Genomic DNA, 21,967 nt, shown 5'->3' with positions numbered 1-21,967 from the left:
GGCGAAAACGACATTCCCGCAGGACAGGCGCGACATCGCCCGCGCTCAGGTGACGACATGGGGCCCCGCGCGCCCGGTCAGGCGGCGGATGCCGGCGATCTCCTCGGCGGCGGCGGCCACCTCTGCCAGCCGGTCCTGCACCTCTCCGTGCCAGTCGTCGCCGTGCCGTTCGAGGTAGAGCCGCAGCGTCGCCCCCTCGGTCCCCGTGCCCGACAGGCGCAGGACAAAGCGCGCCTCGTCCGAGAGGCGCACCCTGAGGCCCTGCCCCGCCGTCGCCGTCCCGTCGACCGGGTCGACATAGGCGAAGTCGTCCGCGCCGGTGACCGTCAGGCCGCAGACGGTGCGGCCGGGTAGTTCTGCCAACTGCCGCCTCAGCCCGTCGATCACCCGGTCCGCCACCGCCTGCGGCAGCGCCTCGTAGTCGTGGCGCGAATACCAGGTCCGCCCGAAGCGGCGCCAGTGGTCCTCCATCACCGCGGCCACGCCCTCGCCGCGCGCGGCGAGGATGTCGAGCCAGAGGAGCACCGCCCAGAGCCCGTCCTTTTCGCGCACGTGGTCCGACCCCGCGCCAAAGCTTTCCTCGCCGCAGAGCGTGGCGCGGCCCGCATCGAGGAGGGTGCCGAAGAACTTCCAGCCGGTCGGGGTTTCGTGGCATTCGATGCCGAGCGCCGCCGCCACCCGGTCCACCGCCGAGGAGGTCGGCATCGACCGCGCGACGCCGGCCAGACCGCGGGCATAGCCGGGCGCCAGGTGCGCGTTGGCGGCGAGGACGGCGAAACTGTCCGAGGGGCTGACATAGACGCCGGGGCCGAGGATCATGTGGCGGTCCCCGTCGCCGTCGGAGGCTGCGGCGAAATCCGGTGCGCCGGGCGCGTTCATCAGCGCCACGAGGTCCGCCGCCCAGGTCGGGTTCGGGTCCGGGTGCAGGCCGCCGAAATCCGAAAGCGGCACCGCGTTGACGACCGTCCCCGGCGCGGCGCCCAGGCGGCGTTCGAGGATCTCCCGCGCATAGGGTCCGGTGACCGCGTTCATCGCGTCGAAGCGCATCCGGAATCCGCGGGCGAAAAGCGCCCGGATCGCCGCGAAATCGAAAAGCCCGGCCATCAGGTCGGCATAGTCGGCGACCGGATCGACGATCTCGACCGTCATGGCGCCCAGCGTCGTGGCCCCGGTCGCGGAAAGGTCGATGTCATCGGTGGCGAGCGTCCGGTAGCGGTCGATCGTGCGGCTGAGCGCGTGGATCGCCTCGGTCACCCCCTCAGGCGCGGGGCCGCCGTTGCCGAGGTTCAGCTTGACGCCGAAATCTCCCTCGGGCCCGCCGGGATTGTGGCTGGCCGACAGGACGATGCCGAAATCCGCGCCGCGGAGCCGGATCAGGTGCGATGCCGCGGGGGTGGAGAGGAGCGCGCCCTGCCCCACGATCGCGCGCGCCGCCCCGTTCGCCGCCGCCATCCTGAGGATCGTCTGCGCGGCCTCCGCTGCGAAGAACCGACCGTCCCCGCCCAGTACCATGGTCTTGCCCGCGACGCCGCCGATGGCATCGAAGACCGATTGCACATAGCTTTCCAGATAGCCGGGGCTGCGGAAGACGGCGGTCTTCTTGCGCAGGCCGGAGGTGCCGGGCTTCTGCCCCTCGAAGGGCTGCACGGTCTGGATCAGGACGTCGGGCACCGCTCACCTCGGGTTTACGCGCAACGTCCGAGAGATAGCAGAAATTGCGCCTCCCGCCAGAGGCAAGCTCAGCCCCGGCCAGAGGCAAGCTCAGCCCGCGTCAGCCGAGCGCATAGCCCGCGCCGCGCACCGTGCGCAGCGGATCCTCGCCGCCGTGGACGCAAAGCGCCTTGCGCAGCCGGCCGACATGGACGTCGACTGTGCGGGTGTCGACATAGATGTCGCGCCCCCAGACCCGGTCCAGAAGCTGTTCGCGGCTGAAGACCCGGCCGGGACGTTCGAGGAAGGTCGACAGCAACCTGAACTCGGTCGGGCCAAGCTTGACCGGCTTTCCCGCGCGCGTCACCCGATGGGTTTCGGAATCGAGCGTGATGTCGCCGAATTCCAGCACCTCGCCCTGCGTCGCGGGGCGCGTGCGGCGCAACTGCGTGCGGATGCGCGCCATCAGCTCCATCACCGAATAGGGCTTGACCACATAGTCGTCCGCCCCGGTCTCCAGCCCGCGCACGCGGTCGAATTCCTCCGACCGGGCGGAGAGCATGATGATCGGCACCGCCTTCGTCTCCGACCGCGCCCTGAGCCTGCGGCAGACCTCGATCCCCGAGACATTGGGCATCATCCAGTCGAGCACGACGATGTCGGGCGCCTCCTCGGAGATCATCGTCATCGCCTCCTCGCCGTCGCCCGCGATGCGGACGCGGAAGCCCTCGGCCTCGAGGTTGTAGGCGAGGATCTCGCGTTGCGCGGCCTCGTCCTCGACCACGAGGACATTGGGTTGCGCCACGCTCACGGCCTGCCCCCGTCGGTGCCGTGGTCGGTCACGCTTTCGGCCTTGGGCCGGTCGTCCTCGGGCAGGTGGCCGGTGACGAGATAGATCACCTGCTCGGCGATCGTGGTGGCGTGGTCGCCCATCCGCTCCACGTTCTTGGCGATGAAGTGGAGGTGCATGCAGGCGGTGATGTTGCGCGGGTCCTCCATCATGTGTGTCAGGAACTCGCGGAAGAGCGCGTTGTACATCTGGTCGACCTCGCGGTCGCGGTTGAGCACGTCGCGCGCAAGCTCGGCGTCGCGCTGCACATGCGCGTCAAGCGCGTCCGACAGCATGGCGACGACGGCCTTGGCCATGCGCCGGAGCGATCCGCCCGCGCTGCCGACTGTCGGCATCCGGCCCAAGACTACGGTGCGCTTGGCCATGTTCTTGGCATAGTCGCCGATCCGTTCGAGGCTGCCGGCGATCTTCATCACCGAAAGGACCATGCGCAGGTCGGTGGCGGTGGGCGAGCGCAGTGCGATCAGCCGCGCGACCTCGTCGTTGATCCGCTCCTCCATCGCGTCGATGGCGCGGTCGCCGGCTCGGACCTTTTCGGCCAGTTCCTCGTCCCGCGCCTCGAGCGCGCTGGCCGCCTCGAGGATGGCATTCTCGACCAGACCGCCCATCTTCATCAGCTGGGCCTGGATCGCCTCCAGGTCGCGGTCGAAGGCGCGCAGGATGTGCTGTTCGGTCATGCTGTCCTCCTCATCCGATCCGGCCGGAAATATAGCTTTCCGTCCGCGGATCGCGCGGCGTGGTGAAGATCTGCGCGGTCTGCCCGTATTCCACCAGATTGCCGAGGTGGAAGAAAGCGGTGTTCTGGCTGACGCGGGCGGCCTGCTGCATCGAATGGGTGACGATCACGACCGAGAAGTTGGCGCGCAACTCGTCGATCAGTTCCTCGACCTGCGCGGTGGCGATCGGGTCGAGCGCCGAACAGGGCTCGTCCATCAGCAGCACCTCGGGCGAGGTGGCGATGGCGCGGGCGATGCACAGGCGCTGCTGCTGGCCCCCGGAAAGCCCGGTGCCGGGCGCCTGCAGGCGGTCCTTCACCTCGTTCCAGAGCGCGGCGCGGCGCAGCGACTGTTCCACCACCTCGTCCAACTCGGCGCGGTTGCGGGTCAGGCCGTGGATGCGCGGCCCATAGGCGACGTTGTCGTAGATCGACTTCGGAAACGGATTGGGCTTCTGGAACACCATCCCCACCTTGGCGCGCAACTGCACCGGATCGACGCGGCGGTCATAGATATCCTCGCCGTCCAGCGTGATCCGGCCCTCGACCCGGCAGATGTCGATGGTGTCGTTCATGCGGTTGAGGCAGCGCAGGAAGGTCGACTTGCCGCAGCCCGAGGGGCCGATGAAGGCGGTCACGGTGCGGTCGGCGATATCGACATCGACATCCTTGATGGCGTGGGTGTCGCCGTAGAAGACCTGGACCCCGCGGGCCGCGATCTTGACGCTGGCGGCGGCGATGTCGGCCGCGCTCTCTCGCATGACGTTCATGCCGTCCTTCTCCTTCATGTCTCTCACCACCGCCGCTCGAACCGGCGGCGCAGCAGGATCGCGACCGCGTTCATCACCATGAGGAACACCAGGAGCACGATGATCGCCCCCGAGGCGCGTTCGACAAAGGCGGGGTCGGCGCGCTGCGTCCAGTTGTAGACCTGCACCGGCAGCGCCGCGGCGGGGTCGAAGAAGCCCTCGGGCGGGGCCGCCGGGTAGTCGCGCACGAAGGCGACCATGCCGATAAGGAGGAGCGGCGCGGTTTCCCCCAGCGCCTGCGCCAGTCCGATGATGGTGCCGGTCAGGATGCCCGGCATGGCCAGCGGCAGGACATGGTGCAGCACCGCCTGCATCTTCGAGGCGCCGACCCCCAGTGCCGCGTCGCGGATCGAGGGCGGCACCGCCTTCAGCGCGGCGCGGGTGGCGATGATGATGGTCGGCAGCGTCATCAGCGTCAGCACCAGGCCGCCGACGATGGGGGCCGACTGCGGCAGGCCCGCGAAGTTGATGAAGATGGCCAGGCCGAGGATGCCGAACACGATCGAGGGCACCGCCGCGAGGTTGGCGATGTTCACCTCGATCAGGTCGGTGAAGCGGTTCTTCGGCGCGAATTCCTCAAGGTAGATCGAGGCGGCGACGCCGATGGGCAGTGACAGGACGAGAACGACGAGCATCATGTAGGCCGACCCCAGGATGGCGATGCCGAGCCCGGCGGCCTCGGGCCTGAGCTCCGAGGCGTCGGGCCCGGTGATGAAGCCCCAGTTGAAGGACTTCACCAGCAGTCCCTTCTCGATCATCGCGTCGGCCAGCCGCAGCTGGTTGGGCGAAACGTTGCTGTCGCGTTCGGCGCTGTCCATCGTCACCCGGCCCTTCAGGTAGCCGTCGATACGCCCGTTCGCCAGCACCTTGACCGCGATCGTCTGCCCGACAAGGGTCGGGTCGGCCAGCACCCGGTCGCGGACCAGCGCGGCGGCCTCCTTCGAGATCATGTCCGACACGTCCTTGTCGGTCAGCCCCTCGATGGCGATGCCGTTCTTCGCGATGGCGTCCTTCAGCGCGGCGTCGACGATCTTGCCGTAGCCGATGGTGGTGACCTTATTCATCACCTCAGGATCGCGGGTGCCCGACTTGTCGAGCACCTTCTCGTCCAGATGGACGTCGAGGAACAGGAAGGTCTGGCGGAAGGACCCCGCCCCGTTGGCCAGCACCGAGGCGAGAAGGATGAAGAGCGCGGCGATGCCGACGGCGATGGCCATCAGGCCGAACAGGCGGAACCGCGCCTCGGCCGCGTTGCGACGGCGGGTGCGCGCGTCCAGCACGGTCAGCGACCGGCGCGGAGGGGCGGTCTGTGCGGCGGCGGTCTGTGCGGTGGCGGTCATTCGTACTGCTCCCGGTACTTGCGCACCACGTAAAGCGCGATGACGTTCAGCCCCAGCGTGAAGACGAAAAGGCACATGCCGAGCGCGAAGGCCACGAGCGTCTCGGGCGAGGCAAACTCGGTGTCGCCGGTCAGCTGGCTGACGATCTTGACGGTGATCGTGGTCATCGCCTCGAACGGGTTGAGGTCAAGCTTCGCCGCCGCCCCCGCGCCCATGACGACGATCATCGTCTCTCCGATGGCGCGGCTGGCCGCCAGCAGGATCGCGCCGACGATACCCGGCAGGGCGGCGGGCAGGATCACCTGGCGCACCGTTTCGGACCGGGTGGCGCCAAGGCCGAAGGACCCGTCGCGCAGCGATTGCGGCACCGCGTTGATGATGTCGTCCGAGAGGGAGGACACGAAGGGGATCAGCATGATGCCCATGACCAGCCCCGCCGTCATGACCGAGGACGACCCAGACCCCAGCCCCATCGGCTGGGCAAACCAGTCGCGCAGGAACGGCCCGACCGTGACCAGGGCGAAAAGGCCGTAGACGATGGTGGGGATGCCGGCGAGGATCTCGATCGCGGGCTTGACCATGGCGCGCATCCGCCCCGAGGCGTATTCGGACAGGTAGATCGCGCTCATCAGCCCCACCGGCACGGCAAGGAGAAGCGCCACGAGAGAGACATACATCGTCCCCCAGAGCAGCGGCCAGATCCCGAGGTCGGAGCCGCCGCGGAACTGCGGATTCCAGGTCAGGCTGAAGAAGAAGTCGCGCGCCGGGTAGAGCCGGAAGAAGTGGACCGACTCGACCACCAGCGAGGCGACGATGCCGAAGGTGGTCAGGACCGCCACCAGCGACGAGGCGATGAAGAGGACGAGAACGAACCTTTCGGAGACATTGCGCGCGCGGTAGTCGGCGGTGATGCGGCGGAGCGACAACGCAAGGCCCGCCAGGGCGGCGGCGATCACCGCCACCGTCATCGCGAGGCCGGCGCCATCGGCGATCCGGCGGTAGTCGAGCGCGGCGGCAAGGACGTTCGGCCTGATCTCGCTGCCAAGCGCGATCCCGGCCTGTGCCAGCCGTGCGCCTGCCTGCGCGGGATCGGCGCCAAGTGCTGCCATCTCGCCCGCGTCCAGCCCCAGAAGATCAAGCCCCTCGGCGATCCGGCGCACGTCGCTCATCACCAGCGCGGGCGAGCCGCCTTCGGGAATGTCGGCCGCCGTGATCTGTCCGGCGACGCGGCCTTCGATCAGCATGGGCTGGAGGATCAGCCAGGCCCCCATCAGGATCAGCGCGGGAACGGCGGAGAAGAGGAGGACCGACTGGCCGTGATAGCCGATCAGCGAATGCAGCTTTCGCGTGTCGCCGCCAGAGGCCGCGCGGGCGCGGCTGCGGCCGAGCAGATAGCCCGCCGCGGCAATGGCACAGACGACGACAAGCAGGAGACTGACAGTCATGACCGGTTCCGCAGGATGGACGAAGGCGGCACCGCGGGGCGCCGCCCTCCCGTTTCGGGGATCAGTTGAGCGGCGCCATCGGGGTGCCGGCCGCCACCATCTCCTGGGTCTTCGCCAGTTCCGGGTCGGAAACCAGGCCATAGGCCGCCAGCGGACCGTCCGGCCCGGCGATCTCGTCGGAGACGAAGAAGTCGATGTATTCCTGCAGGCCCGGGATCACGCCCAGATGCGCCGTCTTGACGTAGAAGAAAAGCGGGCGCGACACCGGATAGTCGCCGGCCGCGATGGTCTCGACGCTCGGGACCACGCCGTCCATCGTCGCGACGCGCAGCTTGTCGGTGTTGTTCTGGTAGAACGACAGGCCGAAGACGCCGATCGCGTTCTTGTTGGCGTCGAGCCGCGCCAGCGTTTCGGTATAGTCGCCGTCGACGTCGACCGAGACGCCGTCGGTGCGCAGGCTCAGGCAGGCCTTCTTGCCGTCCTCTTCGCCCTTGGCGGCGACCAGCGCCTCCTCCGCGCCCGAGGCCTGGCAACCGGCTTCCAGCACCTTCACGTCGAAGACCTCGCGGGTGCCGTGCTTGGTGCCCGGGATGAAGGCGAGGATGTCCTGCGCCGGAAGCGCCGGGTTCACGTCGGCCCAGGTCTTGTTCGGGTTGGCGACCAGCGCGCCGTCCTTGACCACCTCGGCGGCCAGCGCGTTGTACCAGTCGGCCGGCGTGAAGGCGAATTCGGCGCCGTTCACGTCGCTGGCAAAGACGATGCCGTCATAGCCGATGCGGACCTCCATGATCCCGGTCACGCCGTTCTGGGTGCAGAGGTCGATGTCGGACTGCTTGATCCGCGAGGAAGAGTTGGCGATGTCGATGGTGGTCTCGCCCACGCCTTCGCACAGCTTCTTGCGGCCCGCGCCCGAGCCGCCGCCTTCCACGACCGGGGTCGGGAAGTCGAAGTTCTCGCCGAAGGCTTCGGCCACGATGGTCGCATAGGGCAGCACGGTCGAGGAACCGGCGATCTGGATCTGGTCGCGCGCCTCGGCGACGCCGGCAGCGGCGGTCAGCGCAAGGGCGGAAACGGCAAGTCTGGTGGCTTTCATGGCACACTCCAAGTCAGGTCGGTTTCGGGCGCCTCTGGGGCAACCTCGCCGCCGGTCTAACGGTCGGGTGCAATGCTTTTGTGATGCGAGTGTAACAGGCGCATGACAATCGCGCCCCCCGCCGAACCCTCCTGCCCGGCCCCGGCACGGGCCTTGGACACCGGCGCGATCAGCCCTCCACGGTCGGCAGGATCACGCTGAATGTGCTGCCTTTTCCGATCTCGCTCTCGATCCGGAGCCGCCCGCGGTGACGGGCGACGATGTGCTTGACGATGGCGAGGCCCAGCCCGGTGCCGCCCTTCGACCGGCTGCGGTGGGTGTCGACGCGGTAGAATCGCTCGGTCAGGCGCGGCAGGTGGATAGGGTCGATTCCCTCGCCCCGGTCGATCACCGCGATCTGCACCGCGGGCCCCTTCAGCACCGGCTCGCGCGCGATCGGGCTGACTGTAAGCCGCACCTCCCTGCCCGCCCCGCCGTATTTGACCGCGTTCTCGATGAGGTTGACGAAGACCTGCATCAACTGGTCGGGATCGCCCTGCACCCGGCATTCCCCCGCGCCGGCTTCCAGCACCAGCGTCACGCCCGCCGCCGCGGCCAGCGCCGATTGCGCCAGCACCGCGCGCTGCAGGATATCGCCCGCCGCCACCGTCTGCGACGGCCGGCGCCGCTCCTCCGCCTGCACCCTGGACAGCGACAGCAGGTCGTTGATGAGCCGCATCATCCGGCCCGCCTCGCTGTCCATCACTGCCAGGAAGCGGTCGCGGGCGGCCGCGTCGTCGCGCGCGGGGCCCTTCAGCGTCTCGATGAAGCCGATGAGCGCGGTCAGGGGCGTGCGCAATTCGTGGCTGACGTTGGCCACGAAGTCGCGGCGGATCGCCTCGGCCTGCTCCAGCGCCGACAGATCCTCGAAGGCGGCAAGCGCGGCGGGCGCGCCCGCGATCCGAACGGGTGAGACATGGACGCGCAGGCCCCCCTCCCCGGACCGGCCGGGAAGGGTCGCGCGGGTCTGCACCGGCTCCCCCTCGGCCAGAACCCGTGACAACGCATCGAGAAATCCGGGATGGCGCAGGACCGCAGCGCCCAGCCGGTCCTCCACGCCCTCGCCGAAGAGCGCCTGAGCCGCCGGGTTCGCCGCGATGATCCGCTCCTCCGAATCAAGCAGCATCAGCGCCATGGGGACCGCCGCCATCGCTTCGTGCCAGTCGCGGCTGTCCATCGTTCCTCCTGCGCCTCCGTCCGCTCAAACCTGCGTCAGATGCGGGGCGAAGTAAATCTGCGCCCCGTTCGGTGTCGCAATTGCGCTGGTCAGTATCAACCTATGGGTGTATTCCCGTTCGCGACCGCACCGGAAAGGGCCAGACTGCCGCCGCCGGTGCCCGTGTCGAACCTGTCGTTTGTGTGAGATCGCGCAATGCCCTTGCCCTCTGCCGAAGCCGCCAAGACGCCGACGTCCGGGCCGGGGGAGGAGCGGATCCTCGCCATCGACTGCCTGCCTTCGCTGGCCGCCGTGATCGAGGCGCGGGGGATCGGCCCCCTGGTCCACGCGCGCCACGACCATCTCGACGCCCGCCTTCTGGCCAAGGTCGATCCGGGCCATGTCGTGGCGCCCCTGGTCACCGCCGGCTTCGACGCCATCGAACTGTGCGAGACGTTGCGCCGCCTGGGCTACCGCGGCCGCTTCTCGGCCTTTGCCGGGCGGTTGCCGAATGCCCGCACGGTGCTGGCGGAACTGCGCGCGCACTGCCCGGAGATCCGGATCGACATCGTCGAGGTCGACGGCCTCTGATCAGCGCGCCGCGTCCCGGGCCGCGGCGACGCCGGCGGTGAAGTCGCGTTTCAGAAGGGCGATGTCCTCAACCCCCACCGACACGCGGAAGAAGCCTTCGGTGATGCCAAGCGCCGCCCGCGCCTCGGGCGACAGCGCGCGGTGGGAGGAGGAGGCCGAATGCGACAGGATAGTGCCTATGTCGCCCAGCGTCGGCGCAAAAGGCAGGTCCGGCATGGCGCGGGTCAAGGCATTGGCCGCCGCCCTGCCCCCCTCGACCTCGAAGGACAGCATGTTGCCGCCGCGCGCGCCCAGAAGGGCGGCGGCGCGGTTGTGGTCGGGGTGGTCGGGCCGCAGCGGGTAAAGGACGCGCCGGACCCCCGGCAGGCCCGCGAGATGGTCTGCCAGCACGCGCGCATTCTCCTCCGCCCGGTCGTAGCGCAGGTGAAAGCTCATCAGCCCGCGTTCGGCCAGCCAGCAGTCGAAGGGGCTGGGCGTCATGCCCGTGGTCACCGCGAAGTCGTAGATCGCCTTGCGGAGTGCGGGGTCCTTCGCCGCGACATAGCCCAGCGTCACGTCCGAATGCCCGGCCAGAAGCTTTGTCACCGAGTGGATGACGATGTCGGCGCCATGCTCGAACGGGCGGAAGGCGCGCGGGGTGGAAAAGGTGCTGTCCACCGCCAGCAGGATGCCGCGGTTGCGGCAGATCGCGGCGATGCCGGGAATGTCGGCAACCCTGAGCGTCGGGTTCGACACCAGTTCGACCAGCACCATCCGCGTCTCGGGCCGGATCGCGCGGGCGAAGGCGGCCGCATCGGTCGGATCGGCGAGCGAGGTGGCGATGCCGAGGCGCGGCAGGTCGGTGCCCATCAGGCGCAGCGAGCGGCCGTAAAGCTGATCGCCGCCGAGCACATGGTCCCCCGCCTTCAGGCAGCCCAGCAGCACCGCCGTCACCGCCGCCATGCCGGAGCCGAGGATCAGCCCCCCCTCCGCCCCTTCCAGCGCGTCGATCTTGCGCGCCAGAACCTCGGCGTTCGGGTGCCCCTCACGCGCGTAGGTGAAGCCCTTCACCCGGCCTTCGTACTGCGCGTCCAGTTCGTCCGGGCTTTCCGAGGCATAGACGACCGCGGGCATGATCGGCGTCACCACCGGGCGGCTGACGCTACGCGGCAGCCCCTCTCGGCGGACGAGGTTGTCGGGAAAGTCGGGACGGTCGGTCATGGGCGGGTCTCCTTCCCGCCCTGCTTGGCACGTCGCCGCGCGCCCCTCAAGTGGCGGGCTTCAGGTCGCGCTGATAAATCCAGTCGTGGTCCGGGTGGTTCCGGAACCGCCACTTGCGCAGCGGACCGGCCATGACGTTCAGGTAATACATCTCGTAGCCGTAGGGCACGCCGCAGGGGTGATGGCCGCGCGGCACCAGCACGACGTCGTGGTTCGCGACCGCGATGGTTTCGTCCAGGCTGCCGTCCTCGGTGAAGACGCGCTGGATGCCGTAGCCCTGCGCGGGGTTCAGGCGGTGGTAATAGGTCTCCTCCAGATAGGTCATGCGGGGGAAGTCGTCCTCGTCATGCCGGTGCGGCGGATAGGAGGACCAGTTGCCCTGCGGGGTAAAGACCTCTGTCACCAGAAGGCTGTCGGCGTAATCCTCGGCCTCCATCGCGATGTTGTTGATGAAGCGCGTGTTGGCGCCGATGCCGCGTTGTGTCAGCGTAATGCCGTCGGGGCCGATCCGGCGCGCGGCGTGGCCGCCCCGGCCCGGCGCGGTGCAGACGGCCAGCGTGCAGTCGGTCGTCGCAGTTGCGGTCCAGTCGCTGCCGTTCGGGACGTAAAGGCAGTGCGGCGGGGTCTTCTCGAAGACGTCCATCCGCTCGCCCAGTTCGCCGAAGTCCTGCCCGGCCGCCGCGATCCGGGCCTTGCCCTCGACCATCACCAGGATCGCCTCGCGCCCGCCCGTGGCCTCGGCCGCCGTCTCGCCGGCCGCAAGGCGGTAGAGGCTGAAGCCGACATGGCCCCAGCCCGCACTTTCGGGCGTGATGTCGTGGACCTTGCCCCGCGTTCCCGCCGGGCGGCGCAACAGGTCTGATTGGCTCATCTGTCCTTCCCCTCGTCCGGTCCGCGCAGGAACAGTTCCCACGCTGCGTAGCCCCCCAGCGCCGCGAACATCATGCCCCAGAAGGGCGCGCCGCCCGCGAATTCGACCGCCGCCCAGCCGAGCGGTGCCGCGACCGTCACCACCCGCACCCAGGGCCGCCGGAACATCGGATGGTCGCGGTCGAGAAAGCGCGCCATCTCAGCCCCGGTCCAGTCCGGCTTCGCGCGCCATCGCCTTCAGCGCCTTCAGCCCCAAGCTCTGGTAGGTCACCGGGTCGCGCACGTCGGGGTCCTGCTCGGCCTCGATCACCAGCCAGCCCTGATAGCCGTGCTCGGCCGCCACCTTCAGGACCGGGGCGAAATCGACCCCGCCCTCGGGGTCGCCCGGAACAGTGAAGACCCCGCGCCGGACCCCTTCAAGGAACGAAAGCCCCTGCTGGCGCACCTCTGCCATGATGGCGGGGCGCACGTTCTTGGCGTGGATGTGGCCGACCCGGCCCATGTATTTCCGCGCCACCCGTTCCGGATCGCCGCCGCCTAAGAAGCAATGCCCGGTGTCGAGCAGCAGCTTCGTCGCAGGCCCCGTCACCTCCATCAGGCGGTCGATCTCGGTCTCGCTTTCCACGATCGTGCCCATGTGATGATGATAGACGAGCTGGATGCCCTGCGCGCCCGCGTATTCCGCCAGCGCCTCGATTCCCGCGCCGAAGCCGCGCCAGCGATCCTCGATCAGGCGCGGCCGGTCGTTCACCGCCACCCTGTCGTTGCCGTGGATCGCGTTCGACGTCTCGCAGACGATGATGACCTGCGATCCCATGCCGTTGAGGATGTCGAGGAAGGGCTGCATCGCGGCCTTTTCCGCGTCGATGTCGTTGACCAGAAGGTTGGTCGAGTGCCAGCCGGAGATGAACCGCAGCCCGCGCGGGTCGAGCGCGGCCTTCAGCCCCTCGACGGTCGTGGGGAACTTGTGGCCCTTCTCGATCCCGTCAAAGCCGATGCGGGCGGTGTCGTCGAGGCATTGCTCAAGGCTGATGTGGGCGCCCAGTGTCTGGTCGTCGTCGTTGGACCAGGCGATGGGGTTCGTGCCGTAAAGGATCATGTCTGCACCTGATGTTCGGGCTCAGTCGGCGAGCCTGCGGGATTTCGTCTGTTCTTCATAGCGCGCGCGGGCGGCATTGACCTCGGGCCGGGCAGAGACTTCGGGCACGGCCACGTCCCACCAGTGGCCCCCGGCTTCGGTCGAGGGCGCAGGGTCGGTGTCGATGACGATCACCACCGGCCGGTCCGCCCCCTTGGCCGCCTTCAGTTCTGCTTCAAGCCCGGCGATGTCGGCGGCCTTCACCGCCTTCGCCCCCATCGCGGCGGCATGGGCCACGAAGTCGATGGCCGAGGGGTTCACATGCCGCGCGTCATCGAGAAGGTTGTTGAACGGCGCACCGCCGCAGCCCTGTTGCAGGCGGTTGATGCAGCCGTAGCCGCGGTTGTCGGTCAGCACCACCGTGAACGGGACGCCCATCATCACCGCCGTCGCAAGCTCCGAGTTCGCCATCATGTAGCTGCCGTCGCCGACCATGCAGACGACATCGGCCTCCGGCCGCGCCAGCTTGATGCCGAGCGCGCCCGCTACCTCGTAGCCCATGCAGGAATAGCCGTATTCCATGTGGTAGCCGCCCTGCGAGGCATTCCAGATCTTGTGCAACTCGCCCGGCATGGTGCCCGCCGCCCCCATCACGACGGTCGCGGGGCCGGCGGTGCGCTGCACCGCGCCGATCACCTGCGCGTCGGTCGGAAGCGCGTTGCCGGCGCCGGGCGCGGCCTTGACCGCCGCCGTCGCCTGCGCCCAGCCTGTGCGCAGCGCCGCCGCCGGCGCATCCCACCGCTGCGCGCCAAGCGCCGCGCCGATCCGCTCCAGCGCCACGCGCGCGTCCGAGACAAGGCCGATGGCGCCGTGCTTGGCCGCATCGAAGGGCTGAACGTTGATCGACAGGAGGCGTCGGGTGGGGTTGCGGAACAGCGCCCAGCTTCCTGTCGTGAAGTCCTGGAACCGGGTGCCGACGCCGATGACCAGATCGGCGCCTTCGCAGACCGTGTTGGCGGCCGATCCGCCGGTCACGCCCACCGGGCCGAAGTTCAGCGCGTGGTCATGGGCGAGCGCGGACTTGCCGCCCTGCGTCTCGACCACCGGGATGGCGTGCGCCGTCGCGAAGGCGGCCAGCGTCGCCTCGGCCTCCGAATAGATCACCCCGCCGCCGGCGACGATCACCGGGGCCTTGGCGGTGCGGATCGCGGCGATCGCCTGCGCCAGTTCCGCCGCATCCGGCTCCGGCCGGCGGACATGCCAGACGCGCGGCGCGAAGAAGCTTTCGGGATAGTCGTAGGCCTCGGCCTGCACATCCTGGCAGAAGGCCAGCGTCACCGGCCCGCAATCGGCCGGGTCGGTCATCACCCGCAGCGCGCGCGGCAGCGCGGTCAGGATGTGTTCGGGCCGCGTGATGCGGTCGAAGTACCGGCTGACGGGGCGGAAGCAGTCGTTGGCCGACACGGTGCCGTCGCCCCAGTCCTCGACCTGTTGCAGGACCGGGTCGGGGCCGCGGTTGGCAAAGACGTCGCCGGGGATCAGGAGGACCGGCAGCCGGTTCACATGCGCCAGCGCCGCCGCCGTCACCAGGTTGGTGGCCCCCGGCCCGATCGAGGTCGTGACCGCCATCGCGCGGCGGCGCTTCAGCGCCTTGGCATAGGCGATCGCGGTATGCGCCATGGTCTGTTCGTTGTGGCCGCGCCAGGTCGGGAAATCGTCGCCCGCCGCCTGCAGCGCCTCGCCGATGCCGGCGACATTGCCATGGCCGAAGATCGCCCAAATGCCCTCGATGAACCGCGCGCCGTCCCCGGTCCGCTGGTTCGCAAGCCAGCGCACCATCGCCTGCGCCGCCGTCAGCCTTACGGTCGTCATGCCGCCCCTCCCATCGCCGCCGCCCGGGCGTCATCCCAGATCGCGCAGAGTTTGCCATATTTCGCCGCCATGTCGGCAACCGCCTGATCGTCCGTCACCCGGCCCGCCAGCCAGTCGCGCGCGGTCTGGCCGAAGATCGTGCGGCCGACCGCGAAGCCCTTCACCAGCGGCTCCCGCGCCGCCAGCGCGAAGCTGGCCGCCAGCTCCGCCTCGGGCGCGTCGAGCCCCAGGACGACGATGCCGCGCACATGCGGGTCGCTCTCCCGGATCGCCGCGGCCGCCTTGGCCCAGGCCGCCTCGGTCCGGAAGGGTTCGAGCTTCCACCAGTCGGGGAAGACGCCGATCTCGTAGAAGCGGCGGATCAGTCGCGCGCTGGTCGTGTCATCCACCGGCCCGACCTTGGAGGGGATGATCTCCAGCAGGAATTCCAGCCGGTTGCGCCGCGCGGCATGGAAAAGCCGCGTCACCGTCGCCTCCTGCGCGGCGCGGGTTTCCGCGTCGTCGTCGGGGTGGCAGAAGCAGAGCGCCTTGACCACATGGCCTAGCGGCCATTCCGCGAGCCCGCCGAAATCCGGCCCGATCTCGGGCTCCGTCGCCAGCGGGCGCGAGCCGGGCCATTCGACCGGCCGCCCGATCCAGAGCCCGGTGCCCGCCGCCCGGTACAGCGCCGACCGCCCCAGCCGCCGGTCGCAGAGGATGCCGTGGCCGGGCCTGCCGCCCGCGACCTTCAGCGCGGCATCAAGGCACAGGTCCTTGAAGGCGCCGATGCGCGCGGGGTCTGCCCCCGCCGCGCGCGCCATATCCTCAAGCTGCATCCGGTGGTCGAAGGCGAAGACGCGCATCGCCCCCCAGTCGCCGTGGCGGTTCGTCGCCCAGTGCACCTGTTCGAGTGCCGCGTCCTTGCGCAGGGCCGGCGTCACCACCCCGCGCGCGAGGAAGAACTGCAACTCCTCCCAGCTCGGATAGGCGGGCGTGCAGCCGTGGCGGCTGACCGCGAAGGCGCCGCAGGCATTGGCGTAGGTCAGCGCGACCGGCCATGGTTCGCCGTCGAGCCAGCCCTTCAAGAGGCCCGACATGAACCCGTCGCCGGCGCCGAGCACGTTGAACACCTCGATCGGGAAGCCGGGGCCGCTTTCGCCGTCGTCCAGCCGGTCGGGGATCGGCCCGGTGAAGGCCACCGCCCCCATCGGCCCGCGCTTGCAGACCAGCGTGGCGGTGCTGACGGCGCGGACGGCGCGCAGCGCGGCGATCGTGTCCGTGGTGCCGCCGGCGATGTGAAATTCTTCCTCCGTCCCCACGATCAGGTCAAAAAGGCAGAGCGTGGATTGCAGCTTGGCCGTGACCTTGGCGGACTCGATGAACCGGCTTTCGCCGTCGCCGTGCCCCGACAGCCCCCAGAGATTCGGCCGGTAGTCGATGTCGAGCGCGGTCTGCGCGCCGGTCTCGCGCGCGATCCGCAGCGCCTTCAGAACCGCCGCCTCGGTGCGCGGGTGCGACAGATGGGTGCCGGTCGCCACCACCGCCCGCGCCTCGGCGATGAAGCCTTCGTCGATGTCGTCCTCGCAAAGCGCCATGTCGGCGCAATTCTCCCGGTAGAAGATCAGCGGGAACTGCTTGTCGTCGCGGATGCCGAGCAGGACCAGCGCCGTCAGCCGCTCCGGATCGGTCCGGACGCCGCGCACATCCACCCCCTCGCGCGCCAGTTCCTCGCGGATGAAGCGGCCCATGTGTTCGTCGCCGACCCGCGTGATCAGCGCCGAGCGCAGGCCCAGCCGCGCGGTGCCGGCGGCCATGTTGCAGGGGCTGCCGCCGATGTATTTCTGGAACGAGCCCATGTCTTCCAGCCGCCCGCCGACCTGCGCGCCGTAAAGATCGACCGAGGCGCGACCGATGGTGATCACGTCGAGTGGCTTCATGGCTTCCCCCCAAGGTCGGCGGCGACTCACCCGCCCCGCTCATGGAATATTTATTCCATTTTGGCGACGGGCGAAACCCCGTTCTTCACACCGTGCCGCGCCGCGTTCCGATCGCGACCGCAAGGGCCATGGCCACCGCCAGCGTCGCCGAGAGCGAGCGGAAGGCGCCGAAGTCCACCTCCTCGACCGTCAGGACGGTGACGCCCGCAAGCGCGACCGGGCTGGCCACGCCGTCGGTCAGCGCGACGATCCGCGCCCCCCGCTTCTGCGCCAGGGCCACCAGGTCCACGGTCTCGGCGCTGTAGGGCGCGAAGGTGATCGCCAGGACGGCGTCATCGGCGGAGATGGCTTGGCTCTGGTCCAGATGCCCGGCACCCGAGTGGAGCATCGCTGCCACCCCCATGCGCTCCAGCGCGTAGGCCATGTAGCTTGCCACCGGATAGGCCCGACGAAAGCCCGCGAGATGAATCATCCGCCCGGCCGCCAGCCGGTGCGTCGCGGTTTCCATTGCCGTTTCATTGGCTTGTGTGGCCAGACGCTCCAGCGAAGCGCGCCCCGCATCGATGAACTCCGCCAGCAGCGCGCCGGGCGACGACCCCGCCCCTTCGCGCAGGGCGCGCAGGCGGGTGGCGTAGTCGGGCCGCGCGCCGCCGTAATCCTCGCGAAACAGGCGCTGCATCTCGGAAAAGCCGGAAAACCCCATGATCTGGCAGAACCGCATCACCGCCGAGGGCGGCACCCCTGCCCCTTCGGCCAGGTCCGCCACGGTGGAGACCGCAACCCGGTCAAGGTTCCGCCCCACATGGTCGGCGCATTGGCGCAGCCGCTTGGGCAGGCCCGGCGCCATGTCCTGAAGTCGCCGGGCAAAGGCGTCGAGAGAGGCGGGCGCATCCGCCGGGCGGTCCTGCAAGGTCATCGGGTCTGCCATCCTGACGGTTTCGCCCAAAATACCACATGTGGAATTTTCATTCCACCGTTGAATTCAGACGGCCTTCAGCCCCGCGATGAAGCGCCGCGCATTTTCCCGGTAGCCCTCGGCCGAGGCCAGAAGCCGCGCCCGCGCCGCCGCGTCCAGCACCCGTACCACCTTGCCCGGCGCGCCCATGACAAGCGACCCGTCGGGGATATCCTTGCCCTCGGTCACCAGCGCGCCGGCGCCGATCAGGCAACCCGCGCCGATCCGCGCGCCGTTCAGGATGGTGGCGCCCATCCCGATCAGCGTGCCCGCGCCGATGGTGCAGCCGTGCAGCATCGCCTTGTGGCCGATGGTGCAATCCGGCCCGATCACCAGCGGATAGCCCATGTCGGTGTGGCAGACGACGTTTTCCTGCAGGTTGGTGCCGCGGCCGACGTGGATCACCTCGTTGTCGCCCCGAAGCGTCGCGCCGAACCAGATGCCCGCCTCGTCCTCCAGCACCACCTTGCCGATGATGTTGGCGTCCGGCGCGATCCAGACACCGCGGCCGATCTCGGGGCCGATCCCGTCGAGCGTGTAGATCATCGGTTCTCGAACTCCCTGTTGAGGCCGCGCACGAAGTCGGACAGACCCGGCTGACGGTCGCGGCGCATGCGTTCGGCGGCAAGGATGGTGCGCAGGTCCGCCTCGGCGCGGTCGAGATCGTCGTTGATCAGGACATAGTCGTATTCGGCCCAGTGGCTGATCTCGGCCTCGGATTTCGCCATCCGGCCCGCGATCACCGCATCGCTGTCCTGCGCGCGCGTGCGCAGGCGGCGCTCCAGTTCCGCGATCGATGGCGGCAGGACGAAGATCGAGACCACATCCTTGCCGAGGACCGAGTTGCGGATCTGTTGCCCGCCCTGCCAGTCGATGTCGAAGAGCGTGTCGCGCCCCTCGGCCATCGCCGCCTCGACCGGCGCCTTGGGGGAGCCGTAGAAGTTGCCGAAGACCTCGGCATGTTCCAGCATCTCGCCCGCGGCGACCATCGCCTCGAACTCGGCCCGGCTGCGGAAATAGTAGTCGCGCCCGTCCACCTCGCCCGGCCGCGGCGCGCGCGTGGTGGCCGACACGGAAAAGCGCAGCGTCGGGTCCCAGGCCATCAGCCGTTTCGCCAGCGTCGATTTCCCCGCGCCCGAGGGCGAGGACAGGATGATGAGGAGACCCCGGCGCTGCATCGTCATTCCACGTTCTGAACCTGTTCGCGCATCTGGTCGATGACGGTCTTGAGGTCAAGCCCGATGCGCGTCAGATCGGCGTTGCCGGACTTGGAGCAGAGCGTGTTCGCCTCGCGCATGAATTCCTGCATCAGGAAGTCGAACTTGCGCCCGACCGCGCCCTTTTCGGCCAGAAGCCGTCCGGCCGCCGCGACATGGGCGGCCAGCCGGTCCAGTTCCTCGGTCACGTCGGCCTTCACCACCAGCAGCGCCAGTTCCTGCGCGACGCGCGCGGGGTCGGCCTCGGCCGCGCCGGCAAGGACGCGGGCCAGGTTGTCGCGCAGCGCCTGTTCCATCAGCGGCCGGCGCGCCTCGGCGGCCGCGCGGGCCGCCGAGGCAAGCTCGGCAACCCGCGCGATCTGGCCCGCGATGACGCCGGCCAGCGCCTGCCCCTCGGCCGCGCGCATGGCGTTGAAGGCCGTGAGCGCCGCGTCAAGGTCGGCCAGAAGGGCCGCCAGAAGCGGGCCGGTATCCTCCTCCGCCGCGCCGGTTTCCAGAACGCCGCGCAGGATCAGGATGTCGCTGGCCGCGGTCTGGCGAAGCTCGATCCCCCGTTGCGCGGCGACCTGCGACACCGTGGCCAGCGCATCCAGCGCCGCCGCAAGGCCCGCGGCATTGACGCGCGGCGCGCCGGCCTCGGCCCCGCGCGCGAGTTTCAGCGTGAGCGTGACGTTGCCGCGCGCCACCTGCGCGGTCACCGCCGCCCGTGCGGCCTGTTCCAGCCCCTCGATCCCCTCGGGCAGGCGCAGGCGAAGGTCCAGACCCTTGCCGTTGACGGCGCGAATCTCCCAGACCCAGTCGGCCCCCGCCCCGGCGCCCCGGCGCTCGGCGAAGCCCGTCATCGACATGAGCGCGTGATTTACCATCCGGGTCCTTTTTCCGCCCATCGCGGCGGCGATCGGCTATGTTAACGTTTGGGTAAGCATTTCGGACTTAGGGTTAACAAAGCCTGAACCCGACCACAACGGACGGTCTGTGAAATGCGAAAGGACGGGAAGGGCCGGGAGAGTGTGATGAGTGTGGATGGTTTTCCGGGGGGCGTGGTCGTCCCCTTCGCCGGGATGCGAAAGGACATGACGAAAACGATCGTGGAGGAGGTCCGCGCCTATTGGGAGGCGTTGCGCGCCGGCCGGCCGGTGCCGCTGCGCTCCGAGGTCGACCCCCGCGGAATCGAGGGCGCGCTCGACTGTTCCTTCATCCTTGAACGCGTGGCCCCGCAGGTGGTGCGATTCCGCGTCGCCGGCGGGCATCTCAACGACCTGATGGGGATGGAGGTGCGGGGCATGCCGCTGACCGCGATGCTGTCCCCGGCCTCGCGGGCGGAAATGGGGGCGGTGATCGCCGCGGTCTTCGACGGCCCCGCCGTGGCCGAGGTCTCGCTGATGGCCGAAACCGGGCCCGGCCGCCCGGCGCTTGGCGCGCGCCTCCTGATCCTGCCGATGCGCAGCGACCGCGGCGGGATCGACCGCGCGCTTGGCTGCATGCCCACGACCGGCCCGATCGGGCTGGCGCCGCGCCGCTTCACCCTGGTCGACGTGCGCCGGACCGACATCGTCGCAGGCCAGCCCACCCCGCCGCTCTCCCTGGCGACGCCGGGCTTTGCCGAGCCGATGGCGGGCTTTCTCAGGCCCGAACGCGGGCGGGCGCATCTGCGGCTGGTGAAGTCGGACGACTGATACGCAAACAGGCCCCGAAGGGCCCGCTTTCCGTTCCGGGAACGCGGCCGTCGCCTACATCCCCGCGGCCTTCTGCATCGCGCGGCGGTCCTGCAATTCCTCGGCGACGAGAAAGGCAAGCTCCAGCGACTGACTGGCGTTCAGGCGCGGGTCGCAGGCGGTGTGGTAGCGGTCGCTCAGGTCCTCGTCCGTCACCGCGCGCACGCCGCCGGTGCATTCGGTCACGTCCTTGCCGGTCATCTCGAAGTGCACGCCGCCGGGGATGGTGCCTTCCGCCTTGTGGACGGCAAAGAACTCCCGCACCTCGCGCAGCACAGAATCGAAGGGCCGGGTCTTGTAGCCCGAGGCCGACTTGATGGTGTTGCCGTGCATCGGGTCGCAGGTCCAGACGACGTTCGCGCCTTCCTCTTCGACCGCGCGCACAAGCCTTGGCAGGTGGTCGCCCACCTTGCCCGCGCCGAAGCGCGCGATCAGCGTCAGCCGCCCCGCCTCGTTCTCGGGGTTGAGCTTGCGCATCAGCACCTTCAGGTCGTCGGTCGACAGCGACGGGCCGCATTTCAGCCCGATCGGGTTCTGCACGCCGCGGCAGAATTCCACATGCGCGCCGTCGGGTTGGCGCGTGCGGTCGCCGATCCAGATCATGTGGCCCGAGCCCGCGACCGGCAGACCGGAGGTCGAATCGATCCGGCAGAGCGCCTCTTCATACTCCAGCAGCAGCGCCTCGTGGCTGGTGTAGAAGTCCACCGTCTGCATCGCGTGCACCGTGTCGGAGGTGACGCCCGCCGCCGCCATGAACTCCATCGCGTCCTGGATGCGGGTCGCGACCTCGCGATAGCGCGTGGCCTCGTCCTCGTCGGTGAAGCCGGAAATCCAGCTCTGGACGCGGTGCATGTCGGCGAAACCGCCGGTCGAGAAGGCGCGCAGAAGGTTCAGCGACGCCGCCGCCTGGGTGTAGGCCTGCAGCATCCGCGCCGGGTCCGGCACCCGCGCACCTTCGGTGAAGTCGAAGCCGTTGATGATGTCGCCCCGGTAGGACGGCAGCTCGACCCCCCCCACGACCTCGGTCGGCGCGGAGCGCGGCTTGGCGAACTGCCCGGCGACACGGCCGATCTTGACCACCGGCACCTTCGCGCCCCAGGTCAGGACGATGGCCATCTGCAGGATCACCTTGAAGGTGTCGCGGATGTTGTCGGCGGAAAACTCAGCGAAGCTTTCGGCGCAGTCCCCGCCCTGGAGCAGGAACGCGCGCCCCGCCGCCACATCGCCAAGCGCGCGCTTGAGCTTGCGCGTCTCGCCCGCGAAGACAAGCGGGGGCATCCGCGCGATCTGCGCCTCGACCGCCGCCAGCGCGGCCTGATCCGGATAATCCGGCATCTGCACCCGCGGACGGCTGCGCCAGTCGGATTTGTTCCAGCCCTTGGTCATGGGTCACTCCAAGCGTTTAGCGTTAACCGGGCGGCTTATACTGCCCCCCCCGGCGCCATGCAAACCGATT

General features: G+C 69.3%; 21 protein-coding genes. 2 read left to right on the top strand and 19 right to left on the bottom strand.

Features of this window, described 5'->3' with window-relative positions; genetic code table 11:
• Window positions 1-45 precede the first annotated feature (45 nt).
• The 8 genes from N5I32_RS04600 to N5I32_RS04565 form a co-directional block, all read right to left on the bottom strand.
• A complete protein-coding gene (locus N5I32_RS04600; protein ID WP_261494214.1) occupies window positions 46-1,671 on the bottom strand; it encodes an alpha-D-glucose phosphate-specific phosphoglucomutase in 1,626 nt (541 codons plus the stop codon).
• A gap of 100 nt (window positions 1,672-1,771) precedes the next feature.
• Window positions 1,772-2,461, bottom strand: a complete 690-nt coding sequence (gene phoB / locus N5I32_RS04595; RefSeq protein WP_261494213.1) for a phosphate regulon transcriptional regulator PhoB — start codon at window positions 2,459-2,461, stop codon at window positions 1,772-1,774.
• Complete coding sequence (gene phoU / locus N5I32_RS04590; protein ID WP_261494212.1) at window positions 2,458-3,177, bottom strand: phosphate signaling complex protein PhoU; 720 nt, start codon at window positions 3,175-3,177, stop codon at window positions 2,458-2,460. The genes phoB and phoU overlap by 4 nt, the downstream gene beginning before the upstream one ends.
• Before the next feature lie 10 nt (window positions 3,178-3,187).
• Entirely contained in the window at window positions 3,188-3,976 is a 789-nt protein-coding gene (pstB, locus tag N5I32_RS04585) for a phosphate ABC transporter ATP-binding protein PstB (RefSeq protein WP_439648190.1), read from the bottom strand.
• Window positions 3,977-4,008: 32 nt separating this feature from the next.
• The gene (pstA, locus tag N5I32_RS04580) at window positions 4,009-5,364 is read right to left on the bottom strand and encodes a phosphate ABC transporter permease PstA (RefSeq protein WP_261494211.1); all 1,356 of its coding nucleotides are present in this window, start codon (window positions 5,362-5,364) and stop codon (window positions 4,009-4,011) included.
• Complete coding sequence (gene pstC, locus N5I32_RS04575) at window positions 5,361-6,809, bottom strand: phosphate ABC transporter permease subunit PstC (protein WP_261494210.1); 1,449 nt, start codon at window positions 6,807-6,809, stop codon at window positions 5,361-5,363. Before pstC ends, pstA begins: the two co-directional genes overlap by 4 nt.
• A 61-nt stretch (window positions 6,810-6,870) precedes the next feature.
• Complete coding sequence (locus N5I32_RS04570; protein ID WP_261494209.1) at window positions 6,871-7,902, bottom strand: substrate-binding domain-containing protein; 1,032 nt, start codon at window positions 7,900-7,902, stop codon at window positions 6,871-6,873.
• 169 nt (window positions 7,903-8,071) lie between these two features.
• Window positions 8,072-9,118, bottom strand: coding sequence for an ATP-binding protein (locus N5I32_RS04565; RefSeq protein ID WP_261494208.1), 1,047 nt, complete (start codon window positions 9,116-9,118; stop codon window positions 8,072-8,074).
• 195 nt (window positions 9,119-9,313) lie between these two features.
• Here N5I32_RS04565 and N5I32_RS04560 point away from each other — a divergent pair, with 195 nt between their 5' ends.
• On the top strand, window positions 9,314-9,688 hold the full coding sequence (locus tag N5I32_RS04560) for a hypothetical protein (RefSeq protein WP_261494207.1): 375 nt from the start codon (window positions 9,314-9,316) through the stop codon (window positions 9,686-9,688).
• Here the strand turns inward: N5I32_RS04560 and N5I32_RS04555 are convergent, their stop codons facing one another.
• From N5I32_RS04555 to N5I32_RS04510, 10 genes are all read right to left on the bottom strand, one after another.
• A complete protein-coding gene (locus N5I32_RS04555; protein ID WP_261494206.1) occupies window positions 9,689-10,888 on the bottom strand; it encodes a trans-sulfuration enzyme family protein in 1,200 nt (399 codons plus the stop codon).
• A gap of 46 nt (window positions 10,889-10,934) precedes the next feature.
• Window positions 10,935-11,759 carry a 5-deoxy-glucuronate isomerase gene (gene iolB, locus N5I32_RS04550; RefSeq protein ID WP_261494205.1) on the bottom strand — a complete coding sequence of 275 codons (825 nt, stop codon included), beginning with the start codon at window positions 11,757-11,759 and terminating at the stop codon, window positions 10,935-10,937.
• Entirely contained in the window at window positions 11,756-11,956 is a 201-nt protein-coding gene (locus N5I32_RS04545; RefSeq protein WP_261494204.1) for a hypothetical protein, read from the bottom strand. The genes iolB and N5I32_RS04545 overlap by 4 nt, the downstream gene beginning before the upstream one ends.
• Before the next feature lies 1 nt (window position 11,957).
• Window positions 11,958-12,857 carry a myo-inosose-2 dehydratase gene (gene iolE, locus N5I32_RS04540; RefSeq protein WP_261494203.1) on the bottom strand — a complete coding sequence of 300 codons (900 nt, stop codon included), beginning with the start codon at window positions 12,855-12,857 and terminating at the stop codon, window positions 11,958-11,960.
• Between the two features lie 21 nt (window positions 12,858-12,878).
• Complete coding sequence (gene iolD / locus N5I32_RS04535) at window positions 12,879-14,708, bottom strand: 3D-(3,5/4)-trihydroxycyclohexane-1,2-dione acylhydrolase (decyclizing) (protein ID WP_261494202.1); 1,830 nt, start codon at window positions 14,706-14,708, stop codon at window positions 12,879-12,881.
• Complete coding sequence (locus N5I32_RS04530) at window positions 14,705-16,624, bottom strand: bifunctional 5-dehydro-2-deoxygluconokinase/5-dehydro-2-deoxyphosphogluconate aldolase (protein ID WP_261494201.1); 1,920 nt, start codon at window positions 16,622-16,624, stop codon at window positions 14,705-14,707. Before N5I32_RS04530 ends, iolD begins: the two co-directional genes overlap by 4 nt.
• Window positions 16,625-16,709: 85 nt before the next feature.
• Window positions 16,710-17,540: a MurR/RpiR family transcriptional regulator gene (locus N5I32_RS04525; RefSeq protein ID WP_261494200.1), complete on the bottom strand. Its 831-nt coding sequence runs from the start codon at window positions 17,538-17,540 to the stop codon at window positions 16,710-16,712.
• Window positions 17,541-17,606: 66 nt separating this feature from the next.
• Window positions 17,607-18,125 (bottom strand): gamma carbonic anhydrase family protein, encoded by a 519-nt coding sequence (locus tag N5I32_RS04520; RefSeq protein ID WP_261494199.1) that lies wholly within the window; start codon window positions 18,123-18,125, stop codon window positions 17,607-17,609.
• Window positions 18,122-18,757 (bottom strand): guanylate kinase, encoded by a 636-nt coding sequence (gene gmk / locus N5I32_RS04515; RefSeq protein ID WP_261495922.1) that lies wholly within the window; start codon window positions 18,755-18,757, stop codon window positions 18,122-18,124. Before gmk ends, N5I32_RS04520 begins: the two co-directional genes overlap by 4 nt.
• 2 nt (window positions 18,758-18,759) lie before the next feature.
• A complete protein-coding gene (locus N5I32_RS04510; protein WP_261494198.1) occupies window positions 18,760-19,662 on the bottom strand; it encodes a YicC/YloC family endoribonuclease in 903 nt (300 codons plus the stop codon).
• 147 nt (window positions 19,663-19,809) lie between these two features.
• Here N5I32_RS04510 and N5I32_RS04505 point away from each other — a divergent pair, with 147 nt between their 5' ends.
• Entirely contained in the window at window positions 19,810-20,472 is a 663-nt protein-coding gene (locus N5I32_RS04505; protein ID WP_261494197.1) for a PAS domain-containing protein, read from the top strand.
• A 54-nt stretch (window positions 20,473-20,526) separates the two neighbouring features.
• Here N5I32_RS04505 and N5I32_RS04500 read toward each other — a convergent pair whose 3' ends face one another.
• Window positions 20,527-21,897, bottom strand: coding sequence for a class II 3-deoxy-7-phosphoheptulonate synthase (locus N5I32_RS04500; RefSeq protein ID WP_261494196.1), 1,371 nt, complete (start codon window positions 21,895-21,897; stop codon window positions 20,527-20,529).
• Window positions 21,898-21,967: the final 70 nt, after the last annotated feature.

This window comes from Albidovulum sediminis (assembly GCF_025380365.1).
In the GTDB taxonomy this organism is placed as follows: Bacteria; Pseudomonadota; Alphaproteobacteria; order Rhodobacterales; family Rhodobacteraceae; genus Albidovulum; species Albidovulum sediminis.
Note: the sequence above shows the minus strand (reverse complement) of the source record. Positions and strands in the feature narration are given on the sequence as shown.